The 15,718-nt window shown below is 69.3% G+C and carries 13 protein-coding genes and 1 tRNA gene; 10 read left to right on the top strand and 4 right to left on the bottom strand.

Annotation, left to right across the window (positions count from 1 at the left end; translation table 11 throughout):
- Positions 1-70: 70 nt before the first annotated feature.
- From ACFVBH_RS13600 to ACFVBH_RS13585, 4 genes are all read left to right on the top strand, one after another.
- Complete coding sequence (locus ACFVBH_RS13600) at positions 71-1,063, top strand: ion transporter (protein ID WP_379001914.1); 993 nt, start codon at positions 71-73, stop codon at positions 1,061-1,063.
- 101 nt (positions 1,064-1,164) lie between these two features.
- Positions 1,165-1,238 (top strand) — tRNA-Met (locus ACFVBH_RS13595).
- 79 nt (positions 1,239-1,317) lie between these two features.
- On the top strand, positions 1,318-2,085 hold the full coding sequence (locus ACFVBH_RS13590) for a trans-aconitate 2-methyltransferase (RefSeq protein ID WP_379001913.1): 768 nt from the start codon (positions 1,318-1,320) through the stop codon (positions 2,083-2,085).
- A 138-nt stretch (positions 2,086-2,223) separates the two neighbouring features.
- On the top strand, positions 2,224-2,988 hold the full coding sequence (locus ACFVBH_RS13585) for a PP2C family protein-serine/threonine phosphatase (RefSeq protein ID WP_379001912.1): 765 nt from the start codon (positions 2,224-2,226) through the stop codon (positions 2,986-2,988).
- Between the two features lie 248 nt (positions 2,989-3,236).
- On the opposite strand, the gene ACFVBH_RS13580 is transcribed toward ACFVBH_RS13585, so the two are convergent.
- Together ACFVBH_RS13580 and ACFVBH_RS13575 are read right to left on the bottom strand one after the other, a co-directional pair.
- On the bottom strand, positions 3,237-5,498 hold the full coding sequence (locus tag ACFVBH_RS13580) for a bifunctional serine/threonine-protein kinase/ABC transporter substrate-binding protein (protein ID WP_354990677.1): 2,262 nt from the start codon (positions 5,496-5,498) through the stop codon (positions 3,237-3,239).
- A gap of 114 nt (positions 5,499-5,612) precedes the next feature.
- A complete protein-coding gene (locus ACFVBH_RS13575) occupies positions 5,613-6,977 on the bottom strand; it encodes a DUF2252 domain-containing protein (RefSeq protein ID WP_379001911.1) in 1,365 nt (454 codons plus the stop codon).
- A gap of 96 nt (positions 6,978-7,073) precedes the next feature.
- Here ACFVBH_RS13575 and ACFVBH_RS13570 point away from each other — a divergent pair, with 96 nt between their 5' ends.
- Positions 7,074-7,433, top strand: a complete 360-nt coding sequence (locus tag ACFVBH_RS13570; RefSeq protein ID WP_354990679.1) for an immunity 51 family protein — start codon at positions 7,074-7,076, stop codon at positions 7,431-7,433.
- Positions 7,434-7,454: 21 nt separating this feature from the next.
- Here ACFVBH_RS13570 and ACFVBH_RS13565 read toward each other — a convergent pair whose 3' ends face one another.
- Positions 7,455-8,654, bottom strand: coding sequence for an AI-2E family transporter (locus tag ACFVBH_RS13565; RefSeq protein ID WP_354990680.1), 1,200 nt, complete (start codon positions 8,652-8,654; stop codon positions 7,455-7,457).
- Positions 8,655-8,827: 173 nt separating this feature from the next.
- On the opposite strand from ACFVBH_RS13565, the gene ACFVBH_RS13560 reads away from it, so the two are divergent.
- The 5 genes from ACFVBH_RS13560 to ACFVBH_RS13540 all read left to right on the top strand — a co-directional run bounded on the left by ACFVBH_RS13560 (position 8,828) and on the right by ACFVBH_RS13540 (position 15,013).
- Positions 8,828-9,487, top strand: a complete 660-nt coding sequence (locus ACFVBH_RS13560; RefSeq protein ID WP_354990681.1) for a PhoU domain-containing protein — start codon at positions 8,828-8,830, stop codon at positions 9,485-9,487.
- A gap of 166 nt (positions 9,488-9,653) precedes the next feature.
- Complete coding sequence (locus ACFVBH_RS13555) at positions 9,654-12,092, top strand: MFS transporter (protein ID WP_379001910.1); 2,439 nt, start codon at positions 9,654-9,656, stop codon at positions 12,090-12,092.
- Between the two features lie 178 nt (positions 12,093-12,270).
- Complete coding sequence (locus ACFVBH_RS13550) at positions 12,271-13,161, top strand: SGNH/GDSL hydrolase family protein (RefSeq protein WP_379001909.1); 891 nt, start codon at positions 12,271-12,273, stop codon at positions 13,159-13,161.
- 511 nt (positions 13,162-13,672) lie between these two features.
- Positions 13,673-13,942, top strand: coding sequence for a hypothetical protein (locus tag ACFVBH_RS13545; protein WP_354990684.1), 270 nt, complete (start codon positions 13,673-13,675; stop codon positions 13,940-13,942).
- A 282-nt stretch (positions 13,943-14,224) separates the two neighbouring features.
- Entirely contained in the window at positions 14,225-15,013 is a 789-nt protein-coding gene (locus ACFVBH_RS13540) for a DUF6319 family protein (RefSeq protein WP_354990685.1), read from the top strand.
- 160 nt (positions 15,014-15,173) lie between these two features.
- On the opposite strand, the gene ACFVBH_RS13535 is transcribed toward ACFVBH_RS13540, so the two are convergent.
- Positions 15,174-15,689, bottom strand: a complete 516-nt coding sequence (locus tag ACFVBH_RS13535) for an excalibur calcium-binding domain-containing protein (protein WP_379001906.1) — start codon at positions 15,687-15,689, stop codon at positions 15,174-15,176.
- Between the last annotated feature and the right edge of the window lie 29 nt (positions 15,690-15,718).

The raw sequence follows: 15,718 nt of genomic DNA, 5'->3' as shown, positions 1-15,718 counted from the left end.
AAACACAGCTGCTCGGCTCGAATTCCGGTGTTACCCAATTGCATAGTGCTGAAACAGGAGGCGGTCTGTTTTGCTACGCGAACGTGCACGAAAGCTGGTTGATTCCCCGCGATTCCAGAGATTTGTCGTCGCGGTAATTCTCGTCAACGCCGTCTCGCTCGGGGCGGAGACCTCCGAGACGCTGATGTCCCTTGCGGGCGGATTCATTTCGTTCGTCGACACCGCGGCGCTGGTGATTTTCGTCCTGGAAATGCTGTTGAAGCTGTACGTCTACCGATTCGGTTACTTCCGAGATCCCTGGAACTGTTTCGATTTCGCCGTCGTGGGTGTGGCGCTGCTGCCCTCCTCGGGCGGGCTCTCGGTGCTGCGGGCCTTCCGCATCCTGCGCGCGCTGCGGCTGGTCTCGGCCACGCCGAGCATGCGCAAGGTGGTCACCAACCTGCTGGCGGCGCTCCCGGGGATGGGCTCGATCCTCGGTCTGCTCGCGCTGGTGCTCTACGTCGCGGCGGTCATGGCCACCAAGCTGTTCGGCGCGGTGACCCCCGAATACTTCGGCAGTCTCGGCACGTCGATGTGGACGCTGTTCCAGATCATGACCGGTGAGGCGTGGCCCGACATCGCCCGGGAGGTCATGGTGGAGAAGCCCTTCGCCTGGATCTTCTTCCTGTGCTACATCCTGCTGTCCACCTTCGTGGTCCTGAATCTGTTCCTCGCGGTGATGGTGAGCGCGGCCGACGATGTGCGCGAGGTCGAGAACCGGGAACGGCACGAGCAGGAGAACGCCGACGAGGACGCCACCCTGGCAACGATTCTGAACGAGCTGTCGGCCCTGCGGACCGAGGTGGCGGCGCTGCGGCCGGCCGCCCAGGGCGCGGGCACCACGGTCATCTACACGCCGAACAACCGGCCCGGTCCCGGCCGCCAGCTCAGCGACGGCGAGATCGCCCGGGCCGTGGCGCTGTACCGGGACGGGGAATCGACGGCCCGGATCGCCGAACAGCTCAACGCCAGTCTCGCGGCGGTGCGCACCGGCCTCGCGCGCCGCGGCATCCGCCGGGGCTGATCCGCGCCGGCGCCGGAAACGCGGCTTTCGGCCCGAAAAACCCGCTCCGACCACACGATTAGGCTGCTCCGCATGGCCCTGTGTAGGGTTGTATTCACCGACGCGGGGTGGAGCAGCTCGGTAGCTCGCTGGGCTCATAACCCAGAGGTCGCAGGTTCAAATCCTGTCCCCGCTACTACGTAGCTCAGGCCGGAGAATCGATGATTCTCCGGCCTGATTTCTTTGCACGGTGGGTGACCAGAGATGGAGCAGCCATGTGGGATCCGCAGCAGTATCTCGCTTTCGATGATCATCGCGCACGTCCCTTCTTCGACCTGGTCGCCCGGGTGCGGGCCGAAACCCCGCGCCGGGTGGTCGATTTGGGGTGCGGTCCGGGCAATCTGACCGCGGCGCTGGCCCAGCGCTGGCCCGAGGCCACCCTGGAGGCGCTGGACTCCTCACCCGAGATGGTCGCCGCGGCCCGCGAACGCGGAATCGACGCCAAGACCGGGGACGTGGTGGACTGGCGGCCCAGCGCCGACACCGACGTGGTGGTGTCCAACGCGGTGCTGCAGTGGGTGCCCGAACATCGTGAGCTGCTGGCCGGTTGGGCGCGTGAGCTGCCCGCGGGGGCCTGGATCGCCTTCCAGGTGCCGGGTAATTTCGACGCACCATCGCACCGCGCCATCCGCGAACTCGCGGGCCGCGAGCAGTGGCAGGACCGGCTGGCGCCCGCGGGGCTGCTCGAACCCCGCGCGGTGCTCGACCCCGAGGGCTACGCCGCCCTGCTGACCACCGCGGGCTGCACGGTCGACGCCTGGGAGACAACGTATCTGCAGCGGCTCGAGGGTGAGGACCCGGTGCTGGAGTGGGTGACCGGCACCACGCTGACCCCGGTGCGCACCGTGCTGGAGGACCCGGACTGGGCCGAGTTCCGGCGCCAGCTCGCACCCCTGCTGAGCGCGGCCTATCCGCGTCACCCGGACGGCAGCACCTGGCTGCCGTTCCGCCGGGTTTTCACCGTGGCCCGCACCGCATGCTGAATTTCTGGTCACGTGCTGGTCACGATATGTTTTCCACAGCAAGCGCACAGGTAATTTCGGGAGCACCGCACGGGTTTGCGCCGTTGAATGGGGGAGTGCTGATGGACGCGGCACCGGGAAGGCCGAGGAGGTCGGGCCATGCAGAACGCAGCAGTCGAGATCGGTGTCGTGCCCATCGAACCGGGTGAGGGCGCCCGGCTCGGCCGGGTGAGCGGCTCGGCGGTGAGCCGGGTCGGGGGTCGCAAGCTCAATGCCGACTCCTTCGCCACCGTGACCGACAGCGCGCTCGGCCGCACCGCGTTCGCCGTCGCCGACGGCGTCGGCGATCATCTCGCCGCCGCCCGGGCCGCCCGCCTGGTCGCCCGCACCGCCGCCCGGATCGCCCTCACGCAAGGCGCACAGGCCGGAATCCTCGCCGCGCAGGAGGAACTGCTGCGCGAACTACCGGAGGCCGCGGCCGACAGCGTGCTGGTCGTGGCGGTGCTGCCCGCCGAAGGACATCCGGACGGACCCATCGACATCGCGTGGGTGGGCGACTGCCGCGCCTACCGCTGGAACGGCCGGATCCTGCACCAGATCACCACCGATCACACCGTGGCGGAATACTTCCGGGCCCGCGGCCACCAGCCGCTGCCCGGGATGGGGCACCTGGTGACGACTTCCGCGCGCACCGCGCACGCGGAGGACATCGGCTCCGCGGCCACCGGCACCAGCCTGGGCCGGCTGCTGCTGTGCACCGACGGCGTATCCAAGCGGCTCGAGCTGACCGACATCAAAGCCCTGCTGGCCGAACCGAATACACCCGCCGAGGCCGCGGAGTCCCTGGTCGCGGCCGCACTGGCGGCCGGCGGCACGGACAACGCGACGGCGATGGTGCTCGACATCGGCGCGGCCCCGGCCTGATCCGGCAGGCCCGGGCGCGATTCGATGCGGCTCGACCCTGACCTTTCAGGATCAGGCTCGATCCCAGGCGGCTCCGCACTGATTCGGCCCGACCTCGGCTCGATCGCGGCGCGGCTCCGGCCCGCGGCGGCCCTGCTGCCGCTCGATCCCGCGTGGGCAGCTCGATTCGGCGGTCCTCGGCTGGATCAGGTGGATTGCGCTGCTGAATCCGGTGCGGCCGAGCCCGATCCGGTGCGGGCTCGCGCCGATCAATCGAGCCGGTACAGCCAGATGCGGGGGTCGGTCAGTTCGCCGGTCGCGGACCAACCGTAGGTCTGCGCGATGCCGTCACCGGCGTAGCCGTGCAGGAACTCGCGCAGTTCGGTGCGGCCGCCCTGCCCGGAGACGATGCCGCGCAGCACGATCGCGGTGAGGTCGTAGGCCTCGACCGCGTGTGCCGCCGGATCGGTGCCGGTGGCAGCGCGATAGTCGGTGCGGAAGCGCTCGGTCGCCGGACCGCATTGGCAGGACACCAGCGTGCCGGTGGCGGGCGTCTCCCCGGAGGTGCGCAGCGCCGGATCGTAGCCGCCGTCGCCGACGATGAAAGGCGCTGTGACACCGGCTTTCCGGAGTCGCGTCAGCAGGTCGGCCGCCGCCGCGGCCTGCCCGGAGTAGTACACCGCGTCCGGGCGGGCGGCCGCGACGGCGGTGACCGCCCGGCTCTCGGCGCCGGTCGTGAGACCGACCTCGCAGGTCGCGGCCGCGCCGAGGCCCTCGGTGACCGTATCGGCGAGTTCGTCGCCGAAGCCGCCGCCGCTGTCGCGGACCACGCACACCCGGGAGTACCCCGCGGTGCCCGCCAGATATCGGCCCACCGCGGGTCCCTGCGCGTTGTCATTGGCCAGCCCGCGGAAGAACCCGGTCCAACCCGATTGCGCCAGTGCGGGATTGGACGCCGACGGGGTCAAGAACGACAGGCCCGCCGCTTCGAAGATCCGGCCCGTCGCGATGACCTCGTTGGACAGCGCCGGGCCGATGACCGCCACGATCGACTCGTCGCCCGCGATGCTCGCCGCGACCTGCGCCGCCGTACGCTGCGTGCCCGCGGTGTCGAACTCGCGCACGGTGACCGGGCACATGTTGTTCCCGCCGCGCACGAGTTCGGCGACCGCCAGCCGCACCGACCCGAGCACGGTGCGGCCCAGCGCGGCTTGATCGCCTGAGAGCGGCAGTGCCGCCGCGATCGACACCGGATCGCACTGCAGTCTGCCGTCGTTCGCCGGGTCCTGGATCGAGACCGGGGCGGCCACCGGTCTGCCCTGTGCGTCGATTCGGGTCAGCGGGACGAACCCGGGGTATACGGCGGCGGGCGCCCGAATCGAGGCCGGTGGCGGATCCTGTTCGCCCGAGGCTTCGGAATCCTGTGCGCCGTAGAGAATTCCGGCGCCCGTCGCGAGAGCGGCGACCACCGCGCCCACCCCGGCGGCGATCCAGCGCCCGCGTCCGCGCCGGGGCGGGGCGGTCGAATCCCGCGGTGGCTCGGTGGTATCGGCCGGGGTCAGGTCGTGCAGCACCGGGAGCACCATGGTGGCGTGCTCGGCATTGTCGGCGCCGGTCAGCACGGTGTCGGCGCTCGCCCGCCCGAGGGCGGCGAGTGTCGTGTCGCCGAGCGCGATGGGCGCGGGCACCGAGTCGGCGAACATCGACAGCGCCTGTGCCGCGGCCTCGGCGAAGTCGCGGCACGAGTCGTACCGCCGGTCGGGCTCTTTGGCCAGCCCGCGCGCGAGCACCTCGTCCAGCGCGGCCGGGAACTCCGGGCGGCGATCGGTCACGCGCGGCGGCGGATGGTGCAGGTGGCCGGCGATCACCGCCGCGGCGGTCTCCGCCTGGAAGGGGGTGGCTCCGGTCAGCAGCCGGAAGAACGTGCACGCCAGGGAATACTGGTCCGAGCGCTCGTCGAGCGCTCCGCCGGAGAGCTGTTCGGGCGAAGCGTAGGTGATGGTGGCGGCCAGCGTGCCGGTCCGGGTCAGGTGCGCGGAGTCGTCGCGGAGTCGTCCGATGCCGAAGTCCGTCAGCAGGATTCGCTGCTCCTGGCCCGGTGTCGCCCGCGTGAGCAGGATGTTCGCCGGCTTCACGTCGCGGTGGATGACGCCCATGGAGTGCGCGTAGTCCAGGGCCTTGGCGGTTTCGGCGATCACCCGCACCGCGTCCCGGGGCGCGAGCGCGGCCGGGTCCAGCGCCGCGGCGTCCCCGCCGTCGACGTACTGCATGGCGATCCAGAGCCGCCCGTCCTCCACGCCCCGGTCGTGCACGGTCACGACGTTGGGGTGGTCGAGGCGCGCCACCAGCTCGGCCTCCCGCTCGAAGCGGGCCCGAGTCTGGTTGTCCGAGGCCAGCTCCCGGGCCAGCAGCTTGATCGCGACCAATCGGGGCAGCCGGGGATGCCGGGCGAGGTACACCACCCCCATTCCGCCGCCGCCGAGCTTGCGCTCGATCCGATACCCGGCGAACTCCTCGCCCACGCGCACCATCAGACCCCTAACACCGCAAAACCTCTCGCACCCTACCGCTTCACGGTGAGCGAATCCGCATCGCCGTTGGCGGACAGCGGTTTTGGCGGAAAATTGGGCGGGACCGATGGAGCGCTAGATCGACTCGGCAGCGTCCAGCCGCCCGGACTCGATCGCGGCCAGCAGGGCGGCGTGGTCGATGGCGGTCTGATCGGCGTAGGCGAGCGCGAAATCGGCGATGGCGTGGTCGAATCCGGGGCCCGAACCCAGGTAGGACGCGATCGCGACCCGGTCGCCCGAGCGCGCGTGCCCGCGGGCCAGGGTGTGCCCGCAGAGGGCCGCGTACTGCTGCAACTGCGGTGCGCCCATGTCCTCGATGGTCGCCGAGCCCTTCATGTCGCGCAGTTGCCGCCAGTAGTAGTGCCGGCCGTCCGGCCCGGTGGCCCAGCCCAGGAAGATGTCCCCGGCGGTCTGGGTCAGGCGCTGCCCGTGTACCACCCGGTGCCCCTGATGCCGGAAGACGCTGGAACGCGTGTGCGGGGTCAGCACCGAGTCCTCGGCCTGCTTGACCTGGAGGAAGAGCGGGTCCCCGGTGGTGCGGCCGATGAACAGCGCGATGAAACAGCGGGTGCCGACGCTGCCGACCCCGACCACCTTCATGGCCGTATCGCGCAGGCGGTACCGGTCCAGCAGCACCCGGCGCTCCTCGGGCAGGCTCGCGCGGTAGTCGCTGAGCACCGAATCCACCGCCGCGGCTTCGATCGTCGAGATGGGCATGATCAGGGGCGGATCGTGCCTGATGCACGGCGCGCCGTCCGGCCCGGGCTCGGTCAGTTTCTCCAGGGCCTGCATGCTGGTGCGCGACCGTGCCTTGTCCAGCACCTTGGCGGTGGCCTTGCGGGCGTCCCGGCCGACCAGGGCCGCCACCTTCTCGGCGTCGACCTTCTCGTACCAGACGTCGGTCTCGCCGATCCCGGCCAGCCGGGTCATGGTCTCGCGGTACGCACGGGCAGCCGCACGCGCCCCGGCCGCGGCGTCGGTGTCGGAGCAGCCGTTGGCGCGGGCCGCCACCACCACGCTGGCGGCCAGCCGCTTCACGTCCCATTCGAACGGGCCGGGCAGGGTTTCGTCGAAGTCGTTGAGGTCGAACACGAGTGCGCGCTCGGGGGAGGCGAACAGCCCGAAGTTGGACAGATGGGCATCGCCGCAGAGTTGTACCGTCAGGCCGGTGTTGGGTCCCTGTGCCAGGTCGGCCGCCATGATGGCGGGCGCGCCCCGGTAGTACGGGAACTGCCCGGCGGCCATGCGCGCGTAGCGGATTCGCACCAGTTCGGGCACCCGCGTGGCGGCCTGGCGTTCCAGGATCTCGATGGGATCGGCTCGATCGGGCGCCGGCTCCCACCCGGCCAGTCCGGACCGGGGCACCACCTTGCGCGCGGCGCGACCCGCTTCGGCCGCGGTCGGCTGCGGTTCGGTGGGTTCGACGTCCGGTATCGGCATGCTCTCGGACTCTAGTTCCCGGTGCGAGTGGTTCTGACCTGCGCGCGATCCCGGCGTGTCCGATGGCTGTCGGCGGGCGCGTATATCGTTCGCCGCGTGATCGATGATCGGGAAACCTACGCGCCGCTGATCTTGTTCGAGTACGACCACCGGCCCGGGAACTACTGCCTGATGCTCTCGGACCGCTTCATGGTCGAGCGCGAGGAGACCTTCGCCGCCGCCGGGTACGAGGGCAACGGCTACGGCTGGACCGGCGTGGCCGAATCCGCGGTTCGCAACCGCCTGCCCGAGATCGCCGAGCACGTGAAGTTCGATCCCGAGGCCGGGACCTTCGTCGGGTACGGGCAGGATGTCGAGGCCCTGCGCCGCCTGGGAACGGTGCTGCACACCGCGTTCCACGATCCCGCCGTGCTGACCGAACTGATCGCCGAGGGCGATCCGGAGTGGTTCGACTGATCCGCCCGCTCGCCGCGCACGTCAGGAATCGGGCGCGGCCGGCGCGCCGCGACGACCGCCGCCGGCCCGCTCGATGCGCGGATCCTCGGTCACCGCATAGCGTTTGACGTACTCGCTCAGGAACGCCTGCACCGTCGCGGTCGCCGGTATCGCCAGCAGCGCGCCCACCGCGCCCAGCAGCGCCGCGCCCACCATGACCGCGAGCAGCGCCACCGCCGGATTCACGTCCACCGTGCGCGCGGTGATGCGCGGCTGCAGCACGTAGTCCTGAATCCACTGGTAGACCACCACGAAGATGACCAGCCACAGCGCGTCGAGCGGATCCACGGTGAGCGCCACCAGGACCGGCAGGATGCCCGCCAGGTAGGTGCCGATGGTCGGCACGAAGGAAGCGACCACCCCGAACCAGATCCCCAGCGCGAAGGCGTTCGGCAGCCCGAGCAGCCACAGGAAGACCCCGTGCACCACGCCGGAGATCACCGCGAGCAGGGCGCGCGAGTACAGGTAGCCGCCGGTCTTGCGAACGGCCAGATCCCAGGCGTGCAGCACCGCGCCCTGGCGGGCCGGGGGCAGCAGCGAGCACACCGAGCGGCGCAGCTTGGGGCCGTCGGCGGTCATGTAGACGCTGAACAGCGCGATGGTGACGACCTTCGCGAACCCGCCCAGCACGGTATTGGATACGCCCCAGGCGTTTCCGGCCGCGCGTTCGGCGTACTGATTGATCACATCGGAGTCCTCGAACATCCGATTGCGGAGTTCGGTGACGGTGAATTCCTGATGAAAAGTGTGATTGATCCAGTTCACCGTTTCCTCGAGCACCCGCGGCAATTCCTGGACCACATCGCCGACGGTTTTGACCAGCAGGATGCCCACCGTCGCGACGAAGCCGACCGTGCAGGCCAGCGCGAGCACGAACACCAGGGCGGTCGCGATTCCGCGGTTGAGCCCGCGCCCGGCGAGTGAGTCGACGGCGGGCTCCATGGCCAGGGAGACGAAGAAGGCCACCGCGAGAATGATGCCGATCCCGATCAGCCGATGTGCCGCCCAATCGCCGAGCTGGAACAGCCCGACCAGCAGTAATGCGAGCACCATCGCGCGCGGAAGCCAGCCCGGCATGCGGCTCCCCGGCGGCGCGGGGACCGGCGCCGCCCCGCCGTCGTCGTCCTCGGCGCGGTCCCCGGGGGTCTCGCCCGGTTCGGAAACTGGGGGTTGGGTGGACACCGGCTCAGTGTCGGGCACGGGCGGGTGTTTGCTCGCTGCGACGCACCGGAATTCCGCAATAACAGGCTGGGCGGTTGGTTTTTCGAGTCGGGCGACAGGCCGAGAGGCATTCGGCCGTACGGGTTTTGCCGCGATAGTGTGCAGGGGTGCTTGTGGGCGGACAAACTATGCGGGTGCGGACGAAATTCTCCATCGAGCTCATGGCGTTGACCGATGAGCTGGCGCATATGGCGCGATTGACCCGGGAGGCGGCCGAACGCGCCGCGGTGGCGCTGGCGGGGAGTGATCTCACCGCCGCCTACGAGGTGTTCGCGCTGGAGGAGAAACTACAACTCGAGCACGCCAGGTGCGAGGACCGCTCGGTCATCCTGCTGGCCCTGGAAGCGCCGGTGGCGCGCGACCTGCGTCATGTCGTCACCGCCATCCAGATCGCGGACGATCTGCTCGCGATCGGCGGCGCGCTGAGCCGGGTCGCCGACATCGCGGTGCGCCGGTACCCGAACCCCGTTGCGACGCAGGAACTCATCGCGATGCTCACCGAGGTCGCCGGGGGTGCGGTGGTGGTCGCCGAGACCGTCGTGGGGGTGATCGCGGCCCAGCATCCGCCGCGCGATCAAGTGCTGGTGACGCGGGACGAGACCGCCGACCGCCTGCGCGCCGAGATCGCCGAACTGGTGGCCGATCCGGGCTGGGCGCACGGCTCGGCCATGGCCATCGACGCGGCCATGCTGGTGCACCACTACGGCCGCTGCGCGGATCACTCGGTGCGCATCGGCCAGCTCATCCGGTTCTTCCACACCGGAATTCCGCTCTACGCACAAGCGGAGGCGTAACCACCTCATCGCGGGGGTATGTCGCGATAGGTTCTGTCGGCACGGGTAAGCTGCCCGAATTGCTTCATGGCGAGGTCTTTTCGAGTAGCACGGCACATTTCGCACCCGAAATCCGACAAGGGCCCCAAAAGTGACGAATACCGCTATCGAGTCTTCGTCGGCTCCAATGTCTTTGGATGCCGATACCGGAACGCAGCTGTCGCACAAGCAGATTTTGACCATTATGTCCGGTCTGCTGTTGGGCGTATTCCTGGCTGCCCTGGATCAGAACATTGTCAGCGTTGCCATCGTTCGCATTGCGAATAGCCTGCACGGTTTCGATGAACAGGCTTGGGCCACTACGGCATATCTCATCACCGCCACCATCAGCACACCGCTGTACGGCAAGCTGGCCGACATCTACGGCCGCAAACCCTGTTATCTCGTCGCCATCGGCATCTTCGTGCTCGGTTCGGTGGCCTGCACCTTCGCCACCACCATGTACCAGCTGGCGGGCTTCCGCGCGGTGCAGGGCCTGGGCGCGGGCGGACTGATGTCGCTGGCCTTCACCATCATCGGCGATATCGTCCCGGTGCGCGAGAGAGTGCGCTACCAGGGCTATTTCATGATGGTCTTCGGCATCGCCACGGTGCTCGGGCCGGTGCTGGGCGGCTGGTTCTCCAACGCCGACCACCTGCTGGGACTGGAGGGCTGGCGCTGGGTCTTCCTGGTGAACGTGCCCGTGGGCCTGCTCGCCCTGGTCGTGGTCGCCAAGGTGCTCGAGGTCCCCTTTCACAGACAGCGGCAGCGCACCGACTGGCTGGGCGCGATCACCCTGACCATGGGCACCGTGCCCCTGCTGCTCATCGCCGAGCAGGGGCGCGAGTGGGGCTGGGGCTCGGATCGCGCGCTGCTCTGCTACGGCATCGCCGTGGTCGGTCTGCTGCTGTTCGTCATCGTGGAACTGCTCATGCGCGACGCCGCGCTGATCCCCATGCGGCTGTTCTCCAGCGCCACCTTCAGCATCGCCATAGTCGGCGGGTTCATCGTCGGCATCGCGATGTTCGGCGCGATCGTGCTGGTCCCGCTGTATTTCCAAGTGGTGCGCGGCTATTCACCGACCAAGGCCGGGCTGATGATGCTGCCGCTGGTGGTCGGAATCATGATCGGCGCGCAATTGGCCGGGCTGATCACCAAATTCACCGGCCGCTACAAGTTCCTGCCGGTCCTGGGCTCGCTGATCATCGCCGCCGGCTCGGTGCTGTTCGCGCTCGTGCACTACGACAGCCCGCTGTGGCAGCCGCTGGTGTTCTGCGGCATCATCGGATTCGGGCTCGGCGGCTGCATGCAGACGCTGATCATCGCGGCCCAGAACGCCTCTCCGCGTTCGGATATGGGCGTGTCCACCGCCGCCGCCACCTTCTTCCGCCAAATGGGCGGCACCCTCGGCGTGGCCATCTTCCTGACGATTCTGTTCAACCTGCTGCCCGACCGCATCATCGCCGCGTTCGGCGGCTCGCTGCCGCCGGAGTTCGGCGCCGGACAGCTCGGGCAGATCCAGAGCAACACCACCGGTATCGCCGAACTGCCCGACCACCTGCGCGCTCCCATTCTGATCGGCTTCACCGACGCCATGGGCGGGGTCTTCTTCGTGGCCGCCGCCGCGGCGGTGGTCGCCGCCGTCGTGCTCATGTTCATGAAAGAGGTTCCGCTGCAAGACATGCCGATCGCCGCCGCAGAGGTTCCGTTCGTCGAGCCGGAACCCGAACCCGAACTCGAGCCCGAGCCGCAGGCCGCGGCCGAACCCGAGCCCGAACCGCGAGACGAGGTGCACATCGGCGCGGCCAGCTTCCTGTCGGTCTCGGGCTGCGTGCACCGCGAGGACGGGCCCGGCGTGCCCGACGTCGTGCTGACGCTGATCAATCAACGCGGACATCAGGTTTCGCGGGCCATCGGGGAGTCCGACGGCATCTACGCGATCGGGGTGCCGCGGGCGGGGGACTACGTGCTCATCGTCTCCGCGAACGGGTATCAGCCCGCCGCAGTGAGCATCACCGTGGGCCGCCGCCCGCACATGCTCGATATCGCGCTGTCCGGATCCGGCGAGGTGGGCGGCGTGGTGCGCTCGGCCGTTCGCGGAGTCCCGGTGGCGGGCGCGACCGTCACCCTCACCGATGCCTACGGCGACGTGGTCGGCTCGGACGTCACCGAAGCCGACGGCGCGTACGGTTGCCGCGGTGTGCTGGCCGGGACCTACACGCTGGTGGCGGTGGCCGAGCACATGCGCCCGTGCGCCGCGACCCTGAGCGTGCCCGAGAGCGGAATGCTGCACCACGACGTGGAATTGCTGCCGCGCGCGGTGCTGGCGGGCTCGGCCTGCACCGAGAGCGGGCAGTCCGTGTCGGACGCGCAGATCACCGTGCTGGACGAGTCGGGCGATCTGATCGCCGTCACCCGCACCGACGACACCGGGCACTACGTGGTGCCCGATCTGGCCGACGGCCGCTACACGGTCATGGCCCGCGGGTACCCGCCGGTCTTCAGCCGGGTGACGGTGGTGGACGGCGCGGTCGCACACGATGTGCTGCTCGGCTACGAGCGTCGTGAGGCCGTCGACCACGTGTGACGGGACCGCGGTGCGATGCGGGGGAGCGGGGCCGGGTCACTCGTGTCCCGTTCACCCGCGCGCGACCCCGCGCGGGCTGTTTTCCCGTTCTGCCCGCAAAGGCACTGACCTGCTGTTAGGTTCGTCACTGGACGGAAGTCCAGTTTGCTTCGCGCCGGGCAGTCAGGGGAGACAGCCGATGAAGTTCTCACGCGTCGTATCACTGCTCGCGGTGCTCGTGGCCGCGGCGGTCCCGTTCTCGGCCGGGGGAGCCGCGGCCGCACCGGCGGACGGCGGTCCCGCGTTCGGCGAATATGTGGCACTGGGCGATTCGTGGGCGGCCGATGCCACCCTGAGTCAGATCACCACGGTGTTCGCCCCGCTCAACTGTGTGCAGAGCGCGCGCAACTACGCGAAGCAGGTGGCCGCGGCGCTGGCCGTCCCGGTCTTCCGCGATGCCACCTGCGGTGGCGCGACCACCCACAACATGACCGCACCGCAGTCCGGCAATCCGCCGCAGTTCGACCGGCTCACCCCCACCACCGATCTGGTGACCATCGGCATCGGCGGCAACGACGCGGGTCTGGCCGCGACCGTCACCGACTGCGTCACCCTCGATCCGGCCGTCTCGCCCTGTCTGAACACCCTGGTCCGCAACGGCGTCGATCAGATGTCGATCAACATCGCGGCCGCCGAGCCGCGGGTGACGGCCACCATCGACGGCATTCGCGAGCGCGCGCCGCACGCGCGCATCCTGCTGCTCGACTATTTCGAGGGGATCGGCCTGGAGGGCGGCTGCTTCCCGGAGATCCCGATCTCCGACGCCGACGCGGTCTGGCTGGGATCGAAACTCCTGGAAATCGACGCCATGCTCGCCCGCGTCGCCGCCGCCACCGGCGTCGAGTTCGTGAACACCTACGAGGGCAGCAACGGCCACGACGCCTGCCAACCCGTGGGCACCCGCTGGGTGGAGGGCCTGATGCCGTTCTCCGGCAACCCCTTCGGCTTGGCGGTCCCCTTCCACCCCAACCAGCTCGGCGCCGACTACCAGGCCCGCCGCGTCCTCGAGGCGCTGTCGGCCGCGGGCTGACCGACCCGACCCCGATGCCCGGGGGCGTGCGCACCCGGGCCGTTGTCCCGCGGTTCGGGAATTCCCCCGCGCTCCCGCGAATTGTGACGACGCGCGCGCATGCCGGGCGTTGTCGTGATTGCATACACGGGAATGATTTCGGTGCTGCGAAACAGGAGACGGCCGGCTGTCTGGGGTGAGCGGAGAGGTGGAGGCGATACCGTCGCACGGCGCGGGTCCGGGGAGTGAACACCGAGTCTTCCTGTACGACACGCCTGGCTCGGTATTCCACGACACGCTGTGCCGGTGGGGTAGTCTCTGCGCGCGGCTAATTAGCGGCAACAGCGGTGCGGGGGGCGGAAGTGCGCGGTGGAAAGGGAGATTCATGATCGCCCCCTACCTGAGGCTCGTCGGTGTGGTGTGTGGATTGGCTGCTGTCCTGGCGGGTTGTGCCCGATCCGGCCACACCGATGTGGGGAGGGTTGAGGCCGAAGTGGCCGATATGCCCGAGTCTCACAGAGATAAATCCGAAATGCAGCGCAGTGCGTTCGTCACGGGGTGCGGTGGCACGTCGGCGGGCTGGCAGGCGACCGCGGTGGTGAGCAACCGGGACGAGGTCGAACACCGATATCTGGTGGTGATCAGTTTCATGACACCGGAGTCGGCGGTATTGGACCGCACCAGCACCGAGGTCACCGTGCCGCCCGGCGCGACCCAGGAACTCACCACCGAGACCCAGCTCGACCCGGTCACCCGGCCGCAGTCGCTGCGCTGTGTACTGCGCGGCGTCGAACAGCTCTGACCTGCTGTCGACCGGTTGCGACAACCCGGGCGAATCGACCGTTCGCCCGGTTCGGCGCCCCGGCGAACGCGGGCGGCCGGCGCTGAAAGTTGCGCGCCGGCACCGCGCAGCGCCTACGATCGGACCCGCCGGCCATGCTCGGTGGGCCGAACGAATCGGAATTGCTGAACGTTCACCAACCGGTGCGTTGGTAGCGGTGCGGGTTCTCTGGATGTGGATTTGTCGGTGCCATGGGGCATGCTCTGTGCACGCAGATGTCCAATCGTCCGCCCGGAGAGCCCCATGTCGTCCCGTAGTACCAAACCACAGCCCTTGTCGGAGACCGAGATTCGGCAGATCGGCGAGCAGATCGATGCCGGCCGTCCGCCGATGGTGTGGTTCACGGCGGTGGCGGTCGGCGTGCCGGAAGGCCGTTCCGGAAAGGTGATCTCGCTCGGTGATCCGTCCGAGGGAGATTTCCTGCAAGTGAAGCCGACCGGTTCGAAGGACGTGCTGTCCTTCGGCCCCACCGAGGTGACCCTGACCAAGCCGGCCCGGCCCCAAGCCGCCGTCGGTGTGAAACAGAAAACGGCTACCAGGAAGGACCCCACAGTGACGATGCCGTCGACGGTGAGCACCACCACCGCCCCGCCGAGCGTTCCGAGTGTCCAGAGCGTTCCGAGTACCCCGCCCGCGGCCAAACCGGATCTGCCGCAGGACGGCACGGATTCGGCCGCGGCGAGCACGAGTGGCGAGGCCAAGAAGCCGGCGGCCCCCAAGCCCGCCCGCAACACCGCCACCACCGCGGCTGCGGCTCGCAAGCCCAAGGCGCCGGAGGTGACGGTCACCCTGAGCGGCACCGCCGACGGTGAGTGGACGCTCGACGTCGTCAACGGCAAGAAGCGCACCATCAAGGGCCTGTCGGTACCGAGCTCGTCGGTCTCGCAGGCCGCCAAGCTGCTGCATCCCGAGGTCGCCGAGGTGGTCGACGGCATTCTGGAGTCGGTCCGGCTGGCCCAGCGCGCCAAGGTCGAGGCCCTGCAAGCCGAGCTGGAGAACGCGCGCCGGTTGCTCGAAGACTTGGCCGGCTGAGCGGTTCTCGGCAGGTTTCACCGACGCCGCTCACGCGGCGCGGGACAGGGGCTCGGTCACTTGTGGCCGGGCCTCGGTCGTTGGTTCACCACGTGAGTTCGATCCGGACCCACCCGGCGCGCCGTGCCGATGTCGCGATCGGACGCGCGCGCGGCGAGGCTCACTCGCAGGCGACGCCGTCGCCGTCGGGATCGAGCAGCGCGTTGTAGCCGGGCGTGCCGCGCAGCAGCGGACCCACGCCCGTGCGTTCGACGTCCGCGCAACTCGTGTAGTTGCCGGGCGCGAATCCCAGGCCGCGCATCAGGGAATCGATGCCATTGGCGATGGTGGGCCCCAGCAGGCCGAGCTTGCTCGCCGAACCGCTGCCCAGGGTGCCGAAACCGGTGCCCGGTGGGAGCGTGCCCGAACCGCTTGCGCCCGAGCCGCTTCCGGCCGAGCCCGAGGCCGAGCCGGGATTCGCCGAGAGGCTGGCCGAACCGGTGCCGGTCGCGATCTCGCCACCGGACGGCGCGGCGGGGCCCACTTCCGCGTTGAGCGTTGATGTTTCGAGTTCCAGCGGATCCGCGAGCGCGACGCCCGTGCCGGCGAGAACCACGGCGGTCGAACACGCCAGGGTGGCGGTGAGCCGAATCAATCCGGTCCGTGCCGGCTCGGCGGTGAATGATCGATACTGCATGAGGTACCCGAATATCCGTGCGGTGACAG

This window comes from Nocardia sp. NPDC057668 (assembly GCF_042799795.1).
Taxonomy (GTDB): Bacteria; Actinomycetota; Actinomycetes; order Mycobacteriales; family Mycobacteriaceae; genus Nocardia.
Note: the sequence above shows the minus strand (reverse complement) of the source record. Positions and strands in the feature narration are given on the sequence as shown.